The sequence below is a fragment of the Shewanella denitrificans OS217 genome (assembly GCF_000013765.1).
Lineage (GTDB): Bacteria > Pseudomonadota > Gammaproteobacteria > Enterobacterales > Shewanellaceae > Shewanella > Shewanella denitrificans.
In genome coordinates this window covers 1,464,851-1,482,726 of sequence record NC_007954.1, presented here as the reverse complement: position 1 = coordinate 1,482,726, position 17,876 = coordinate 1,464,851, and the positions used below count along the sequence as shown (strand labels likewise).

At 47.3% G+C, this 17,876-nt stretch carries 16 protein-coding genes; 5 read left to right on the top strand and 11 right to left on the bottom strand.

The window, feature by feature from the left end:
• Window positions 1-88: 88 nt before the first annotated feature.
• On the bottom strand, window positions 89-1,555 hold the full coding sequence (guaB, locus tag SDEN_RS06615; protein ID WP_011495714.1) for an IMP dehydrogenase: 1,467 nt from the start codon (window positions 1,553-1,555) through the stop codon (window positions 89-91).
• Window positions 1,556-1,675: 120 nt separating this feature from the next.
• Between guaB and xseA the strand changes: the two genes are divergently transcribed.
• A complete protein-coding gene (gene xseA / locus SDEN_RS06610) occupies window positions 1,676-3,016 on the top strand; it encodes an exodeoxyribonuclease VII large subunit (RefSeq protein ID WP_011495713.1) in 1,341 nt (446 codons plus the stop codon).
• 142 nt (window positions 3,017-3,158) lie between these two features.
• Here the strand turns inward: xseA and SDEN_RS06605 are convergent, their stop codons facing one another.
• Both SDEN_RS06605 and SDEN_RS20815 read right to left on the bottom strand, forming a co-directional pair.
• The gene (locus SDEN_RS06605) at window positions 3,159-3,827 is read right to left on the bottom strand and encodes an OmpA family protein (protein WP_157599920.1); all 669 of its coding nucleotides are present in this window, start codon (window positions 3,825-3,827) and stop codon (window positions 3,159-3,161) included.
• 195 nt (window positions 3,828-4,022) lie between these two features.
• Window positions 4,023-5,174, bottom strand: a complete 1,152-nt coding sequence (locus SDEN_RS20815; RefSeq protein ID WP_011495711.1) for a choice-of-anchor H family protein — start codon at window positions 5,172-5,174, stop codon at window positions 4,023-4,025.
• Window positions 5,175-5,482: 308 nt separating this feature from the next.
• Between SDEN_RS20815 and SDEN_RS20185 the strand changes: the two genes are divergently transcribed.
• From SDEN_RS20185 to SDEN_RS19750, 4 genes are all read left to right on the top strand, one after another.
• On the top strand, window positions 5,483-5,824 hold the full coding sequence (locus tag SDEN_RS20185) for a PepSY domain-containing protein (protein WP_011495710.1): 342 nt from the start codon (window positions 5,483-5,485) through the stop codon (window positions 5,822-5,824).
• A 137-nt stretch (window positions 5,825-5,961) separates the two neighbouring features.
• A complete protein-coding gene (locus SDEN_RS06590) occupies window positions 5,962-6,693 on the top strand; it encodes a response regulator transcription factor (RefSeq protein ID WP_011495709.1) in 732 nt (243 codons plus the stop codon).
• Window positions 6,683-8,107, top strand: a complete 1,425-nt coding sequence (locus tag SDEN_RS06585; RefSeq protein WP_011495708.1) for an ATP-binding protein — start codon at window positions 6,683-6,685, stop codon at window positions 8,105-8,107. Before SDEN_RS06590 ends, SDEN_RS06585 begins: the two co-directional genes overlap by 11 nt.
• Window positions 8,108-8,194: 87 nt before the next feature.
• The gene (locus tag SDEN_RS19750) at window positions 8,195-9,655 is read left to right on the top strand and encodes a DUF3300 domain-containing protein (RefSeq protein ID WP_011495707.1); all 1,461 of its coding nucleotides are present in this window, start codon (window positions 8,195-8,197) and stop codon (window positions 9,653-9,655) included.
• Between the two features lie 58 nt (window positions 9,656-9,713).
• Here the strand turns inward: SDEN_RS19750 and SDEN_RS06575 are convergent, their stop codons facing one another.
• The 8 genes from SDEN_RS06575 to pilW form a co-directional block, all read right to left on the bottom strand.
• Window positions 9,714-9,929 carry a DUF3565 domain-containing protein gene (locus SDEN_RS06575; RefSeq protein WP_011495706.1) on the bottom strand — a complete coding sequence of 72 codons (216 nt, stop codon included), beginning with the start codon at window positions 9,927-9,929 and terminating at the stop codon, window positions 9,714-9,716.
• Window positions 9,930-10,041: 112 nt separating this feature from the next.
• Window positions 10,042-11,517: a ribosome biogenesis GTPase Der gene (der, locus tag SDEN_RS06570; RefSeq protein ID WP_011495705.1), complete on the bottom strand. Its 1,476-nt coding sequence runs from the start codon at window positions 11,515-11,517 to the stop codon at window positions 10,042-10,044.
• 81 nt (window positions 11,518-11,598) lie between these two features.
• Window positions 11,599-12,786, bottom strand: a complete 1,188-nt coding sequence (gene bamB / locus SDEN_RS06565; protein WP_011495704.1) for an outer membrane protein assembly factor BamB — start codon at window positions 12,784-12,786, stop codon at window positions 11,599-11,601.
• Window positions 12,787-12,796: 10 nt separating this feature from the next.
• Window positions 12,797-13,417 carry a tetratricopeptide repeat protein gene (locus SDEN_RS06560; RefSeq protein WP_011495703.1) on the bottom strand — a complete coding sequence of 207 codons (621 nt, stop codon included), beginning with the start codon at window positions 13,415-13,417 and terminating at the stop codon, window positions 12,797-12,799.
• A 13-nt stretch (window positions 13,418-13,430) separates the two neighbouring features.
• Entirely contained in the window at window positions 13,431-14,705 is a 1,275-nt protein-coding gene (gene hisS, locus SDEN_RS06555) for a histidine--tRNA ligase (protein WP_011495702.1), read from the bottom strand.
• A gap of 79 nt (window positions 14,706-14,784) precedes the next feature.
• Window positions 14,785-15,900, bottom strand: coding sequence for a flavodoxin-dependent (E)-4-hydroxy-3-methylbut-2-enyl-diphosphate synthase (gene ispG, locus SDEN_RS06550; RefSeq protein WP_011495701.1), 1,116 nt, complete (start codon window positions 15,898-15,900; stop codon window positions 14,785-14,787).
• 64 nt (window positions 15,901-15,964) lie between these two features.
• Window positions 15,965-17,059, bottom strand: coding sequence for a RodZ domain-containing protein (locus SDEN_RS06545; protein WP_011495700.1), 1,095 nt, complete (start codon window positions 17,057-17,059; stop codon window positions 15,965-15,967).
• A complete protein-coding gene (gene pilW / locus SDEN_RS06540) occupies window positions 17,059-17,841 on the bottom strand; it encodes a type IV pilus biogenesis/stability protein PilW (RefSeq protein ID WP_011495699.1) in 783 nt (260 codons plus the stop codon). The genes SDEN_RS06545 and pilW overlap by 1 nt, the downstream gene beginning before the upstream one ends.
• Between the last annotated feature and the right edge of the window lie 35 nt (window positions 17,842-17,876).

Sequence of the window (17,876 nt, the reverse complement as noted above, 5' to 3'; positions counted from 1 at the left end):
ATAAACTAACCACTAAAAAGCAGTAAATAATTAACAAATAACAAAAATCAGCTAAGAAAAGGGCGACCCCAAGATCGCCCTCAAACACCTATGAACCCGAACGGTAATTCGGTGCTTCTTTGGTGATGGTCACGTCGTGCACGTGTGACTCCCCCATGCCAGCCGATGTCACCCGAACAAACTGAGCTTTCTCATTTAACTCAGCAATGGTGGCACAACCTGTGAGCCCCATGCATGAGCGCAGACCGCCCATGTGCTGGTGAATGATTTCTTTAATAAAGCCTTTGTAAGGTACGCGGCCTTCAATGCCTTCAGGCACTAACTTGTCGGCGGCGTTATCAGTTTGGAAGTATCGGTCAGATGAGCCTTGGCTCATGGCGCCTAAAGAACCCATGCCGCGATAAGACTTGTAAGCACGGCCCTTATACAGCTCAGTTTCCCCTGGCGCCTCATCGGTACCGGCAAACATTGAGCCCGCCATGATGCACGAAGCACCTGCAGCAATGGCTTTCGCCAAATCGCCAGAGAAGCGGATGCCGCCATCGGCGATCACAGGAATGCCTAGGGCTTTAACCGCAGCAGCGGCATCTGATACGGCAGTAATTTGCGGCACACCAACACCAGTAACGATACGAGTAGTACAAATAGAGCCTGGACCTATGCCCACTTTAACCGCATTAACGCCCGCTTCCACTAAGGCAATCGCGCCTTCAGCCGTGGCTACGTTACCGCCAACAATTTGTAAATCTGGGTATCTTGCACGGGTATCACGAATGCGCTGAAGCACGCCTTCAGAATGGCCATGGGAAGAGTCTATCAGCAGTACGTCTACGCCCGCCTTGACTAAGGCATCGACGCGCTCTTCATTGCCAGCACCTGCGCCAACCGCAGCGCCAACACGTAAGCGGCCTAGCTCATCTTTACACGCATTGGGTTTGCGTTCGGCTTTTTCGAAATCTTTAACCGTGATTAAGCCTTTAAGCTTGAAGTTTGCATCCACCACCAAGACTTTTTCAATGCGGTTAAGGTGCATAAGTTTTTGCACTTCATCAAGCTTAGTGCCTTCGGCAACCGTCACCAGACGTGATTTTGGCGTCATCATGTCATCGACTGTTTTGCTCCAATCGGTAACGAAGCGCACATCGCGGCCAGTAATAATGCCCACAAGTTCGTGTGCATCATTCACCACGGGATAACCGGCAAAGCCGTTTTTCTCAGTGAGTACTCTTAAATCTGCAAGGGTGGTGGAAGGGGTAACAGTAACAGGCTGTTGAACTATGCCAGCTTCGTAGCTTTTTACTTTACGCACTTCTTCGGCTTGCTGTTCTATGCTCATATTTTTATGAATAAAACCTAAACCACCTTCCTGAGCGATAGCGATAGCTAAACGGGATTCAGTAACGGTATCCATAGCAGCAGACACTAAGGGAATGTTTAATTCGATAGTATTCGTTAGACGAGTTTTAAGGACAGCAGTATTTGGGAGGACAGTCGAGTGAGCTGGAACCAGCAACACATCATCAAACGTGAGCGCATCTTTTAGTAAACGTAGCATTGCAACATCTCCCCAGTTGAGTAGGATTTAGAGGTGAAATATTGCGGCGAGATTATACCTTGCAATCTGCACTTGGTAAATGGAAAATAACAAAAAAGCCGATTTAAGTAGGAAATAACCATGAAAGCCGCTAAAAACAATGTTTATACCGTATCACGGCTCAATGGCGAAGTTCGGCAAATTCTCGAGGGTCAGATTGGTAAAATCTGGCTCAATGGCGAAATCTCAAATTTTTCATCCCCAAGTTCCGGCCACTGGTATTTGACCCTAAAAGACACCCATTCACAAATTCGCTGCGCCATGTTTAAAGGCAGAAATCAAAGTGTCAATTTCAGGCCAGTTAACGGCCAACAAGTATTAGTCAAAGGGGCCATTAGCGTCTATGAGCCTAGAGGCGATTATCAGCTGCTGCTGGAATCCATGTTGCCTGCCGGAGACGGTCTACTGGCCCAAGAATATGAAGCGTTGAAAATGAAGCTGGCAGCAGAAGGCTTATTTGCCAGTGAGACCAAACGGGCCTTGCCCAGTAATATTCAGCGCATCGGCATTATCACCTCTGCAACAGGGGCCGCATTACGAGACGTGCTGCATGTACTGCAGCGCCGGGATGCCTCCATCGAAGTGGTGGTCTACCCCACCCAAGTGCAAGGCACCAGCGCCAGTGACAACATCTGCCGCGCCATCGAGCTTGCCAATAAGCGTTTAGAAGTCGATGTGTTATTACTGACCCGAGGCGGCGGTTCACTGGAAGATCTATGGTGTTTTAACAATGAAATGCTGGCCCACAGCATTTATAACTCAGCCCTGCCTGTGGTGAGCGCCGTTGGTCATGAAGTGGATACCACCATCAGTGATTATGTTGCCGATGTACGCGCCCCTACCCCCTCTGCTGGCGCTGAGTTGTTATCTCAGGATAAGGGCAATAAAGCGCAGAAGTTAGCCTTGATGTTATCTCGTTTAGCCCAAGGCATGCGCCATTATCAATTAAGCCAAGACAAGCATTTTGTCAACTTGCAACACAGACTCAATCAGCAAGATCCCAAACGCCGTCTGCAACAACTTGAGCAGCAATTCGATGAGTTTCAATTGCGCCTAGACAATGCCTTCAAACATAGACTGAGTCGCCTCACACTGCGCCATGAACGCTTGAGCGCCCAATTGCAGCGCCAATCCCCTGAACATAAATTACGATTGGCTCATCAAGCGTTAACTCATGTCAGTGGCCGCTTTGATGACGCCATCAAAGACACCCTAGGCAGCGCTGAGCAGCGGCTAAAGCAAGCCGTTCACCAATTGGAAGCCATGAGTCCGCTTGCGACCTTAAGCCGCGGCTATTCAATCAGCAGTAACGCCAACGGCAAAGTGATAACAGATGCCAGTAAGGTGAAAGTCGGTGACAGCCTGCACACCCGTCTAGCCAAAGGGCAACTGGTGTCAACCGTGATAGACGTTGAGATGTAAGCAGACTCATGCTTTAACGCTTGTTATCCGCTTTATCCTGATAAAAAAAGAACCCTGAGGTTCTTTTTTGTTGTCTTGGTTTAGGCTGCATTTATCCCTGCGCGATAGCGCAGGGATAAATGCCTAACTTATGACATTAGGTTTATGACATTGGGCTTAGCACAATTTCAACGCGGCGGTTTTGCGCGCGACCTGCCGGAGTGCCATTATCGGCAATAGGTGATGACTCACCGCGACCAGAAGACACGACACGATTTGCCGCCACTTTCTGCTGCATCAAGTACTGGCCCACTTCATTGGCACGCACCTGAGACAAGCGCAGGTTATAAGAATCGCTGCCGCTGCTGTCTGTGTATCCTGTGATATGTAAGCGAGTGTCATCGAACTCTTTAGCCACTAATGCCACACTCGCTAGCACCTCTTTCGCCCGTGAACTCAGTACCGTTTCATCGACACCAAAGGTGACATCATTAGGCATGTTTAAGATGATGTTGTCGCCACTACGAGTCACACTCACGCCAGTAGACTTGAGCTGCTTACGTAATTTAGCTTCTTGCACGTCCATGTAATAGCCTATGCCAGTACCCACTGCGGCGCCCGATGCAGCGCCAATTAACGCACCTTTGGCTCTGTCTTTCTTACTTGCCGAGGCCACGCCAATGGCGGCGCCGGCGATGGCACCTATCATGGCACCATTGGTGGCCTTGGCATTTTGCTCTTCACCTGTGTAGGGGTTGGGTAATTGGCAACCTGTGATGAACACAGTGGCAGCAACGAATCCAGTTAAAACAAGAGATGATTTAGATTGCAACAATTTAACTACTCCTTCTGAGCCCGCAATAAGCAGGCCCTTAATAAAAATCTTGCCTGATACTATGGCGATTATCGGCTGCTGTATATGCCCATCACGGCTCAATTGCCGATTATTCGGGCTAAAGAGTGCAGATAAGCCATTAAATTACACTTTTTACCCTGTTAGCCAACAAATTCCACTTGTCCGCAACAATTAGCACTGCGGACTTTTCCGGATTGCCAGTAAGCCAAGACTGACCAACACTAGCAGTTCCCACCAAGATAAAGCCCCTCCCGCTTCCACTTCAATGTAAGTATCCACATGGGGTTCAACATAAATAGGGTCTCTGTCTCTACTTTCAAGTGGCAATGCATAAAGTGCATTGGTGTCATTTGAGCTTAAGGTGGCCACAGGGTTGCTAACGCCCACTTCGTACAAGTCGATAAGCACATCATAATGGGCAGTCTGATAACCTGACTGCAGTGTTGTTAGCACTCGATAATCATCATAACTTGAGTTACCCGCAATGCTAAATACTTCGGTGGAGTAGTAATGCAGCCAAGGCCCGCCCTCTTGGCTGACATAGAGCTCGGCATACACATCGGCGTATTCGTTGTAGCCAATCCCATCGACATCGGCATCAAAGGTCACACTAAAGGTCGAATAAAAACTGTCACCGTCGAAATCTTCCAGCAAATGCGTGTTGGCATCATAGATGTTAAAGCTGTGAAACAGACCACTTGACTGTAATGCCTGAACACTGGCGGAGTTTTCAGCGCTTTTAATTGCCATTTTTTGCTCGCGGGTCATGCCAAGCAGCCCTTGATCTAGGGTGTTAACAGTTCTTAGGTTTGCTGGTGAGGCTTTCACTGCAGGATCGCTCAAGACTGAAGCCTTTGTGGCAAGATTACTGCCCGCAGCATCGCCCTTATTCATCGAAGCGACTGAATTCACCGAATCCACTGATGCCGGTTTTTTTTGACTCCAGAGGCGGCTAAGGCTCGCACCTTGATGCAATTGTTTAAGCTCAGAAGCTAACTCGTTATATTGCAATCCTGTGGTCAACGCTGTGCTTTCGGCACCGCTTGGTGTGGCCGTACCCTTTGTCGTGCTAGAACTTTCAAGGCTCACACTAAATTGGCTTCTTTCAAGGCTAAGCCCCTCTTCATCTTTTAATTCTTGGGTTAATGCAGCCTGGGTTTCAGCTTGAGCGGCCACACAGGTAAACAAGCCTAGTGCCACGGCAACGTAAAGCAAACTGCGGCTAGACATGTTTTTACCCGCCGTCACTTGGTTATTATCATGATGATTTTCGCTATGTTCAGCGCTGGTGGTTAGATTATCGGTAATTTTATTAATTGACATAAAGCCTCCAATTGTCGATTCACTAGCACCAGTTAGCCTTAACGCTTGCCAAGGATGCTAGGTGCTGTTTGCAGGCATTAAAGCGCAACTAAACTGAACGCTAGCTGAACATAAGTCCAAGTCAGGTAAATTCATTTATCCGCAAGCTTAGATTATTTGGCGTTCAGCTTATGTTCACACTCAAACATTAAACTGAATGCTATCAGCACTTGTTTATAGTGCATGTTTATAGTGCTTGTTTCTAATTGGTGGCGATTCTTTTACACTGGTTATCGAAGATGCAAAACGATTAATTATTGGAGTGTTAAATGAAACTTGGTTGTAGATGGACCATCGCATTTTATGCCGCCTCTGTGTGCCTATTATGCACAAGCTCTGTCATGGCTCAAACCTATGGCATGGCGACATATGCATACTCACAAGTCAATATTGCTCAGCAACCCGGTCCCAACAACCAATCAGATCTTGCCATCAGAACACCGCAACAAGCGATGCAAAGGGTGCGCAGCCAATACCAAGCCAAGGTATTGACCATACAAGCAAGCCAAGTCAATGGTAATCCAGGTTACAGGGTTAAATTACTCACAGAACAAGGTGAAGTCTTCTATGTGCTAGTGGATGCCAAAACCGGTGCCATTTACCGCAACTAGCCTTTAGCACTTAGCAAATAGGCCAAAAGTGAATTCGAAAGCTTGAGTTCCAACGTTAAACCCAAGGCTAAGTTCTAGTACAAAGATAATTCCCTTTTGATCGAAACAGCCACTTGCTCTGCAAAAAAGGATGTAACATGCGCTTATTACTGGTTGAAGATGACATAGCCCTGCAGCAAAACCTTAAGCAGCATCTGCAAAATGCCAACTATTCCTTGGATATCGCCTCAGACGGAGAACTTGGCTTGTATCAAGGGTTAGAGTTTCCCTATGACGCCGCCATTATAGACATTGGTCTGCCAAAGCTTGATGGGATAAGCCTTATCAAAACCTTAAGGGAGCGCCAGGTGAGCTACCCTATCTTGGTGCTTACCGCCAGAGACAGTTGGCAAGATAAAGTCAGCGGTCTTGACGCTGGCGCCGATGATTATCTGACTAAACCCTTTCACCCAGAAGAGTTATTGGCCAGAATGAAAGCCCTTATTCGCCGCGCGGCGGGCAAAGCTAGCTCCTTGGTGAGTAATGGCCCCTTTAGCGTGAACCTTACCAGCTTGGAGGTTAAACGCCATGAGGTGCTTGTCAACCTCAGCAGCTCTGAATACAAGCTGTTTGAGTTTTTAATGCTCCACCCAGGGGAGGTTCAATCAAAATCCGTATTGACGGAACATATTTACGATCAAGACTTTGATTTAGACTCCAACGTCATCGAAGTATTTATCCGCCGTTTAAGAAAAAAACTCGACCCTGATAACCAATATCAGCTGATTGAGACACTGCGCGGCCAAGGTTATCGGTTAAATCCATTCTTACAAGCCGCTCCCTCGTTAGAGCAGACTTCTGGATCTCAGGTCAAAGCAGATGACGAATAACACCATTCAACTATGGTTAGCTGAGTCAATTTTTAGCCGTTCACTCAAGGCGCGCCTTATCGTCAGCGGACTACTTTTTGTATTGTTATTGCTGCCGATCATCGGTTTTGCTCTCAACGATGCCTTTAAAGAGCAAATGTATGCCAGTGCCAAAGAAGAGCTCAGCGCCTACATGTATTCAGTATTGGCAATCACAGAAGTCGAACAAGGCCAAGTTCTCTTGCCCGAGGTGTTATTAGAAAACCGCTTCAACCTAATAAACTCAGGGATTTACGCTCTGGTTTCAGCCCCGTCCAACAATGATAAACTCGATCAATTACTCCTGCGCCATAAGCAGCACTTAGTCTGGTCTTCGGCATCTTTTCAAGGCAAAGAAAAACCCTATCGACTGCCAAAACCGGCCATGGGCCAAGGGTATTTTTCTGAGCTGCTTATTGGTGATAAGCCTCATTTAATATTTAGTTTTAGCGCAAATTTTGCCAGTAATCTCAGCCTAGATGGCGCCGAGGTTAACTCATCATCAAGCTTTCCTGTGACCATACATATCATTAAGGACAAGCGATCCTTACAGCTGCAAATTAACGCGTTCAGCGCTAAATTATGGAATTGGCTGTGGGTCATCTTATTCGTGCTCTTGACTGTGCAGTTAAGCTGGCTACTTTGGACCCTAAAACCCTTAGCCCGATTTACCCAAGAGCTTAATCAGGTGGAACAAGGCCAAGGCACCCAACTGAGTCAAGATTACCCCCTAGAACTTAAGGTTGTAGCGAAACAACTCAATGGTTTATTACGCAATGAGCAAAATCAGCGCCAGCGCTATCGCAATGCGCTAGCTGATTTGGCTCACAGTTTAAAAACCCCTCTGGCTATTATCCAAAGCCAACAAGACCTCAGTGCTAGCTCTCAAGAGCAAGTGGCGAATATTAATCGCATTATCAGTTATCAATTACGCCGTGCCCAAAGCGCGGCGGGTTCTGCCTGGCATCTTGGGGTTAACATTAGCCAAGTGACGGACAAACTGCGGCGCACACTGAATAAAATTTATCCTCATATAGCTATCCATTGCCATATTGATCCAGAGGTAATTTTTAGGGGGGATGAAGGCGATCTCACAGAAATGCTGGGTAATGTGCTCGATAACGCCTGTAAAGCCGCTAAACAACAGCTGCGCCTTACCGTGCTCAGTACCGGTAACCAAGTGATCATTCATGTAGAAGATGACGGCGAGGGTATAAGCCCAGAAAAGCAGCAGCACATATTCGAGCGCGGCGTCAGGGCCGATACTTATGCCCAAGGCCACGGGATAGGTCTAGCGATTAGTCTGGATTTAGTCACCAGTTATCAAGGCCAGTTAAGCGTCTCTCAATCAGCCTATTTAGGTGGCGCTAAATTTAGCTTCAGCTTCCCGAGTTAATCTGCGCCATCGTTTTCCGCCCTTCAGCTTACGTTCAGCTTGGGTAACCTACTATCTTCCCATACCCGAACAGGTTTTGGAGAAGATATGAACTTATTGAACAGAAATGCCCTACTCCTTGTTGGGCTGTGTTGCACAGCTTTTAGCAACTTAAGCGCTGCCGCATCACCCAGTTTAGCCTTGGCTGCAACTGGGCTTAATCAAGCATCACCAATGTTAAGCTCAAGCAGTGCATCGCTCTCTCAAGGGCAGTTGGCACAGCTACTGGCGCCTATCGCCTTGTATCCAGATACAGTGCTAACTCATGTGCTTATTAGCGCCACTTATCCTTTAGATGTGGTGCAAGCCGAACGCTGGCACAGCCAACGTCAAGGCATGGATCAGAACGCATTAATGAGCAGCGCAGAAGCTGAGCCTTGGGATCCTAGCATTAAGGCATTATTGGCTTTTCCCTCCTTGCTACAGAAAATGAGTCAAGACTTGGCCTGGACCCAAGCTTTAGGGGATGCGTTTATTCAAGATGAGGCGAGAGTGCTGGATGCGATTCAAGTGCTAAGGCAGCAGGCTTATGACGCTGATAACCTTAATGAACTGCAAAATATGCGCGTAAGGCGGGTAGAGAAGCATATCATCATAGAGCCAGTGCAAACTCAGGTGATATACCTGCCCTACTATGACAGCCGCTACATCTATGGAAATTGGCATTGGCAGCAACACCCGCCTCATTACTGGCATAGACCTGCCTATATCAGCTCAAGCCGTTATATAGCAGGCCCGAGTCATAGGGCACATATTTATTGGGACACTGGGGTGCATATCGGCGTGAATTTTTTCTTCAGTGCATTTCATTGGCATAAACGCCATGTGGTGGTGACCTCCCACCACAATAGTCATTATTATCAAAGGCCCCAGCAAATTTTTATCAGCCAAGGCGCCAAGCATTGGCACCACAATAGCAATCACAGGGCTAACCACAGAAGCAGTGTGAGCCATGGTGATGGTGGCTTATCTCGCAGACACAGCACCAGTGTGGGCGCCCATGGTAGTCAGTACCAAAACAGTAACAGTCAGGGCCGACAAAATCACACTATGGCCGCGCCTCGCAGTGTAAGCAAGGAAAGGTTCGAGCGGACCCATTCCGACTTGCAACAAAATCACCACCAAAAAGCGCCAAGCAGGCAGCAAATTACCCATGACAAATCGAGCTTCAAACAGCCAGCCTCATCAAAGCATGAGTCCCGAAGCCAAGCATCACAGTATGATAAAGGGTCGCCATATGAAAAAAGAACGCAGCATGCATTAAGGCAAGCTGATCGCTCGCAGCAAAGTCATTCCAATGACAAGCTTGGTCGCGATAACCGCGCTCAAGTCACTCATAAGCCTGTACAGGCTATCAAAACGAGAGACCATGCTGAGCCCGTAAGAAAACAGCAAGACAGGGGATCTAATCAGATGCAGCGCAGCAATAGAGAACACACTAGCAATGAAAGACGCAGTGATAGAGAACACAGTGGCAATGAAAGGCGCAGCGATAGAGAAAGGCGTTAATGGTAGATGGACTAAAAATATATGGGTGAGGGGCTAAGTGTTTACAGTTCCCATCCCTTTATTCCATATATTTAACGTCTTTCAACGCTCCAGAATCGCATTTTTTGCAGTTAAGCTCATGCCCTAGCATGCTATCTCTGCCCGCTTGGGTGATTACCCAAGGCCTTAGGGTCCAAGGTGGGTTATGCCTAACGTGCTGAAAATGCCCGCATTTTAATACCGACACCCAATGCTGCTCATCATCTTGATGGTAACCCACTATGGCTTGTTGCACGCATATTCTCCTAGGCACTGATTCTTCTAGACAAAAGTTTTTAGACATAAAAAAGCCTGAACGAGTCAGGCTTTAAGGTTAAGCATTCGCACACCCTGCAAGGCTGATGTGGTTATTCGCCTTTGGTCTTTCTGTCATTAATATGGCTTAAGGCACGCTTACGACGACGCTCTTGACCCATAGTTAATTTATCCACCTTACCTTCGAAGGGGTTATCACCTTCTTGGAAACGGATCTGAATTGGGGTACCAACGACTTTCAATGAACGGCGGAAGTAATTCATCATATAACGCTTGTATGAATCAGGCAGCTTGCTCACCTGATTACCATGAACCACGATAATAGGTGGGTTATAACCACCGGCGTGGGCATATTTAAGCTTAACACGGCGACCATTAACCAGAGGTGGCTGATGATCGTCCTGTGACATTTGCATCACACGAGTCAACATAGAAGTACTGACGCGGCGTGTCGCACTGTCATAAGCTTCTTCGATTGACTCATATAAATGACCAACACCCGTGCCGTGCAGCGCAGAAATAAAGTGAATTTTGGCAAAGTCGATAAAGCCTAAGCGTCTATCAAGCTCGCTCTTCACTCTGTCCTTAACCGTTTGATCTATGCCATCCCACTTGTTAACCGCGATGACTAATGCACGGCCCGCATTCAAGGTGAAACCCAATAAACCTAAGTCTTGCTCGGCAATACCTTCGCGGGCATCGACAACCAGCAGTACCACGTTGGCATCTTCAACGGCTTTAAGTGTCTTGATGACTGAGAATTTTTCAATCACTTCATGCACTTTGCTGCGACGACGTACACCGGCTGTGTCAATAAGCACGTATTCACGGCCTTCACGTTCCATTGGAATGTAAATACTGTCACGGGTTGTGCCCGGTGCGTCATACACCACCACCCGCTCTTCACCTAGAATACGGTTGATTAAGGTCGATTTGCCCACGTTTGGCTTACCAATAATGGCAAGCTTGATAGGCAAGTCTTGTAGACGCTTCTGCTCGGCTTCAGCTTCTTCTTCGGTGTATTCACGTTCTTCTTCAATGGCTTGTTCGTCATCATCACGATTCAAACCCATGGCTTCAGCGTAAGGCGCCAATGCATACTCGATCATATTGGTCACGCCGCGACCTTGGGCCGCTGCCATCTGGTACACTTCACCTAAACCCAGTGCCCAAAATTCACCGCAGACAGAGTCAGCATCGATACCATCGACTTTATTGGCAACCACGAAAGTCGTCTTATCACGGCTACGTAAATGCTGTGCAATCGCAAGATCTGCAGAGGTTAATCCGGCGCGAGCGTCAGTTAAGAACAACACCACATCCGCTTCTTCGATGGCAGCCAAGGACTGCTCAGCCATCTTGGTTTCGATCCCTTCTTCTGAGCCATCGATACCGCCGGTATCAACCACAATAAATTCATAGCCAGATAAAAACGCTCTGCCATACTTGCGGTCACGAGTTAAACCTGGAAAATCGGCAACCAGCGCATCACGTGTGCGAGTCAGACGATTAAACAATGTCGATTTGCCGACGTTAGGTCGCCCTACAAGGGCCACTACAGGGATCATTTTTTTGCCTCTAAAAACATATCAATAAAAAGCCCCCGGAATTCAAATCCAGGGGCTATCAACAAGGGGTAACCCTTTAATTTATGGAAGGATTACCTGAGCGATCATGCCGCTACGGCCTTGAACATAAATTTTACCATCAACCACTTCAGGCTGACTAAATAATCCATCACTGTCGACTTGAACACGGCCTACTACCTCACCCGTGTCACGACTAATAAAGTGTAAATAGCCTTCCAAGTCGCCTACTATTACGTATTCACCGACAACCGCTGGAGAAGTCAGCTCGCGGTTTTTAAGTGTCGAATTACTCCATAGCTCTAAGCCATTGCGCTTATCGACGGCATAGACACGGCTACGATCATCAACCAAGTATAAACTTAAGCCTGCTGAGGCTAACTCATTGAAGCTCGAATACTTACGGGTCCAAATGGTGCGTCCACTGCGCATTTCCATCGATACCAAGTTACCATTGTAACTGACTGCGTATAAATTATCGCCAGAAATTAACGGTGTCATGTCCACATCGGCCATGCGAGTAAATTCATTACCCCCCGTTGGCGCATAAATTGGCTGCTCCCACGCTGCTTGACCATTCTTTTTAACGACCACAGCAATTTTGCCGTCCGCGGTACCTAAGAAGAAACCGCCCGCTTCATAGCTTGCAGAGCTTGTGCCTCTGAGCGTCAACTTAGGCAACTGCATTTCATAGCTCCAAAGCCGAGTGCCGTCATCGATATTGTACGCTTCGAAAGTGCCTTTACTTGTGTTAACCACAACAACGTCTTCGGCAACCGTAGGTGCAGACAGCAATTCACCGCCAGCAACAACGGACCAAATGGTAGCGCCATCATCGGCATTTAATGCCACTAACAGGCCGCTCTCACCGCCAACAAAGACTTTATTGCGCGCAGCCACAACACCTGCCGCTAAACGTACGCCTTTAGACTTTGACAGTAAACTATCACCAAATTCATCGGCAAAGTCTTTAGTCCACACAGTCTCGCCACTGGCTTCATCGAAAGCAGCAACTTCACCACTGCGGTCTGCGGCGAATATCTTGCCATAGCGCACCACAGGCTTGAGGCGAGAATAGTAATCTTCAACCCCATCACCTAGGCTTTCACTCCAGCTAACTTCAGGGAATATTTTAGCGTCAATTTCGACTAACTCACTGACGAGCTCTTCTTCAACATCATTTGATGAACAAGCCGTAACCAGCGCAATACTGAGCCCTGCGGCCAGTAAATTCTTATACAAGGATTGCATAACCACTTCCTTATGCTTTGTTAAGGCTGTCTAATTTCATTTGCAGCGCGGGGCTTGCTAAGGTGCCACCTAAGGTGACTGCGGCTTGATAGGCATTTTTTGCTTTATCAAACTCACCTTGGCGGGCGTAGAAATCGCCTTTCAATTCATCACGTTGAGCAGCATAAGCGCTGTCTGTTACGTGTTCAAGCGTGGCCAGTGCCATGCCCAAGTTACCTTGTTCTGCTTGCACTCGTGATAAACGCAGTGCCGCTATCATATCAAGGCCTGCTGCAGGTTTTGCGGCTATCACTTTCGTATAAGCTTGTTCGGCTTTTTCCAAATCACCCGCTTCAACAGCGGATTTTGCCAACATAAACTGCAACAAAGCTTGGTAGCCCTGTTGATCGTGATTTTTTTCAAACTCGACGGCAGCCATCATCACATTGGGGCTATTTTCCGCATCCAGCGCGATAGATTGAAAGGATTCTGAGGCAAGCTCAGCACTGGCAACCTTGTGCTCTGAATAGGTATTCCACCCATATAAACCGCCTAGGCCCACTACGGCGCCCAGCGCAATCGACACGCCATAATCTTTCCAAAACTGCTTGATAGCATCTACTTGTTGTTCTTCTGTGCTATAAATTTCCACTGCACTTCCCCTATTAAATCAATGCTGAAATGGTTTCAGCCAGAGCGTCTCTGGCAACTAATTCTTGTTGGTTATTATTTCGTAACGGTTTGATGGCCACTTGATTATTGGCAAGCTCATTTTCACCGATTATGATGGCATAAGCGGCGCCGCTCTTATCCGCACGCTTCATCTGCTTCTTAACGTTACCACCACCACAATGACTCATGACTTTAAGTCCAGGCAAAGCCTGACGTAATTCTTGGGCAACTTTAAAGGCTTCAACTAAGCATGAATCCCCCATGGCGGTCACATACACATCCACTTCAGGAGCGATATCTTGGTTAAGCCCTAAGGTTTCAAGCAATAATACGATTCGCTCAAGCCCCATGGCAAAACCCACAGCAGGCGTGTCTTTCCCGCCCAACTGCCCCACTAGACCATCATAACGACCACCGGCAAGCACAGTCCCCTGAGAGCCCAGGCTCGTCGTGACCCATTCAAACACGGTGCGATTATAATAATCTAAGCCGCGCACTAAACGCGGATTAACTCGGTATTGGATGCCAACGGCGTCCAAGAGTTCACATAAGGTTGAAAAATGTGTTTTCGACTCTTCGCCTAAGTAATCCATCAAAGCCGGTGCATCGGCAAGCAGAGCTTGCACTTGGCTGTCTTTAGTGTCTAGGACACGCAGTGGATTAGAATACATTCTGCGCTGACTGTCTTCATCCAGCTTGTCCTTGTGTTGCTCAAGGAAAGCAATTAACGCATCACGATAGGCCGCGCGTTCGCTAGGATCCCCAAGGGTGTTAAGCTCGAGACTCACATGCTCATCAATGCCAAGCTGTTGCCATAAACGCGCCGACAGCATCAAGACTTCAGCGTCAATATCCGCAGTGCCTATACCATAGACTTCAACACCAAACTGATGAAATTGACGGTAGCGGCCTTTTTGAGGGCGTTCATGACGAAACATAGGACCCATGTACCACAAACGCTGCTCTTGGTTATAGAGTAAGCCATGTTCGTTACCTGCTCGCACTGTCGAAGCCGTGCCTTCAGGCCGCAAGGTTAAACTGTCGCTGTTTCTGTCTTCGAAAGTGTACATTTCTTTTTCAACAATATCAGTAACTTCACCAATAGAGCGTTTAAAAAGATCGGTACTTTCTACGATTGGAGTGCGAATTTCGCTGTAACCATAAGCACTCACAGATGAACGCAAAACGGCTTCTACTTTTTGCCATAGAGGGCTTTGGGTGGGCAGAATGTCATTCATTCCGCGAATTGCTTGGATCTGCTTAGCCACTGTAATTATCCGATTCTTCGATGTAAAAATAAACTGCCTTAGGCCACTACTGCGTCCCTAAGGCATCAAATATGATTTGTTAATCTGTCTTGTCTGAAATCGCAATGCGATTAGCCATCAAGCTTGCCTTAGCGCGAATTTTGGCTTCCAGTGAGTCAACCAAGTTCAGGTTGTCAAAACGCTCTTTCTGGCGCACGCCATCGTCATAATAGCCACTTTTGTTGGCGCCACCGGTCAAGCCTATATGGGACACTAATGCTTCACCTGGTCCGTTGACCACGCAACCTATAATGGATACATCCATAGGGGTCACAAGATCTTCAAGGCGACGTTCGAGCTCATTCACCGTATTGATCACATCAAATTCTTGGCGAGAGCAAGATGGACAAGCAATAAAGTTAATCCCACGGCTACGAATACGCAGTGATTTAAGAATATCAAAACCCACTTTAATTTCTTCAATAGGATCGGCGGCCAGTGAAATACGGATAGTATCGCCTATTCCCTCAGCCAATAACATCCCAAGGCCGACAGCGGATTTCACCGAACCTGCACGCAATCCACCGGCTTCAGTTATGCCAAGATGTAATGGTTGACGAATTTGTTTAGCCAACAAACGATAAGACTCTACCGCCAAAAATACGTCTGAGGCTTTCACGCTGACCTTAAATTGATCAAAATTCAGCCTATCTAAAATATCCACATGACGCATGGCCGACTCTAACAGGGCTTGCGGTGTCGGTTCACGGTATTTGTCCATCAAATCTTTTTCGAGGGAGCCACCGTTAACCCCAATACGAATGGGAATGTTGTTATCACGAGCACATTCTACTACGCTGCGTATGCGTTGTTCGTTACCGATATTGCCAGGATTAATTCTTAAGCAATCTACGCCGTACTCAGCCACTTTTAAGGCGATACGGTAATCGAAATGAATGTCAGCCACTAGGGGCACATTGACTGATTGCTTGATGATTTTAAAGGCTTCGGCGGCGTCCATGGTAGGCACAGAAACACGCACTATGTCAGCACCGACTTTTTCTAAGGCACGAATTTGGGCAATGGTTGCCTCAACATCGGTAGTCTTAGTGTTAGTCATCGACTGGACGGCAATAGGTGCACCATCACCGATAGGCACTTTGCCCACGTAAATGCGGCTGGAAGGACGACGTTTAATTGGTGTTTCGCTATACATGCTGGTTCTCTACTACTGGCAAGCCGGCGGCCATTATACCTAAGTCTGGCTAGATAACGCCACTCTACGCTTCAGGGATAGTGAATCTGGCAACACGGCCATCTAAATACTGGCTCAAGTCGACCTGTTCACCATTAAATGACAAGCTGACAAATTTAGGTGCACCTAAGATTAAACTAAAGGGAGCTTTGCCGGACACCGCAATAGTGCGGCCTGGCGTTTTCACACCATCGATCAGCACTTTACCAGTGCTATCAACCACTTTCATCCAGCTGTCACCGGTAAGTTCGACACTCAATCTATCGCCTTCAGCAAGGCTTGCCACACTTGACTGCTCGACGTCTGAAATCAGCGGTTTAGCTTGAGCCTCATTATTTGACACTGAATTTGACACTGAATTTTCGACTAACGCCGTATTCCCTGTGGCTGGTAAAGATGCAATCCCAGCTTCAGGCATAACACTTTCTAGGCTTTGGCCTTGAATTAGGGGGTTTTCTGTTGTCACCGTTCCCCCAGAAAGTGCTGTGGTATTCGTGTCTAGGTCACTTTCCGCGCCTTTATTAACTTCGGTTCCTGACTCAGTGACAGAGTCTGCATCAGAAGTCACTAAAGGCAAATCAGGCAGAGGCAGGGCACGCTGGCTGATTTCAAAGGCTTCAAGCGCGTGTTCTTGCTCGGTTGCAGCCACTTCTTCCATGCTTGGCTGGGACACGTCGACATCACTTAATAAAGTAGATTTTTGTACCCACCAAAGCACTAATAAGGCCAGTAAAGTAGACACAATAATATAGGTGAAGATCAACAAACGCTTATCACGGGCTTGTTTTGTGGTTTTACGGGAAAAACTTTGCATGCTCGGCGGCGCTTCTTGAGGCAACTGCTGAGTGAGGCAGGTTTTAATCAACTCTATATCGGCAGCGACAAAACGTGCATAGTTTTTTACATAGCCGCGCACATAGGTTGCCGAGGACATAGCATCAAACTTGTCATTTTCTATATCGACAATAACACTGGGCCTAAGGTGAAGCTGAAGCGCCACCTCTTGAATGCTTAAGCCTTTGCTTTCTCGCGCTTTACGTAACACAGCACCGACCGTAGTGATATCCGAAGATGGGTCTACTTGCTCTGTGGTATTTAAATCTAATTCATTATTTGTCATTACTGCAAATTAGCTCTGTATTCTTGTGCTTGGGTGGATGCGGGGAATTTGGCCAGTAACACTATACCAAATCGTTTAGCAGCGTCGAAGTCACTGACGGCCTGCTCAATTTTAATCCCCAAAGCTAAGCTTTGAGGCGACTCATTGACCCTATTATGATAATGCGCTAATTGCTCTCGCGCCATAGAATAATTGCCGTCAAGTATGGCTAATTCAGTTAATTCTAATAAGGCGACTTCTCGTCTTGGGTCATACTGTAACGCTATCTCAAAATACTGTCGCGCTTTTTCTAATTTTCCGGCCGCACGGCTGCATAAACCTAAGTTTTCATAGCTTGATGCAGTGCGGGTGTACTTAGGGGTATTAATCGCAGCCAGAATCATGGTTTCTGATTCAGGGTACTTCTTTTGCTGACACAAAAACACCCCAAAGTTGTTCTTGGCATCGCCAGTGGCATCAGAGGCATTGATGGCGGTTTGATAAGCTTCTTCGGTACGAATAAGATCGCCAACCGTCTGATAATAATAGGCGAGCGCCACATACACATCGCTGTGCTCTGGTGCGTATTCGACGGCTTTATCAAGGTTGTATTTCGCTTGTTCAGGATTACCCCGATTCAGGTAAGTGAGTCCTAACTGCATCCGCTCACGGGCGGCGGCGAGTTTATCTAACTTACGTTCAGAGACCTGAACATCAGTGCCGCGGTAAGTGCTTTCAGTGATACACCCTGTCGTTAACGACAGGGTGGCAATGATAAGGCAAACTTTCTGTAATCCGTACATAATGTGTCAGCCTATTAGTTCGATCAAACAAAGAG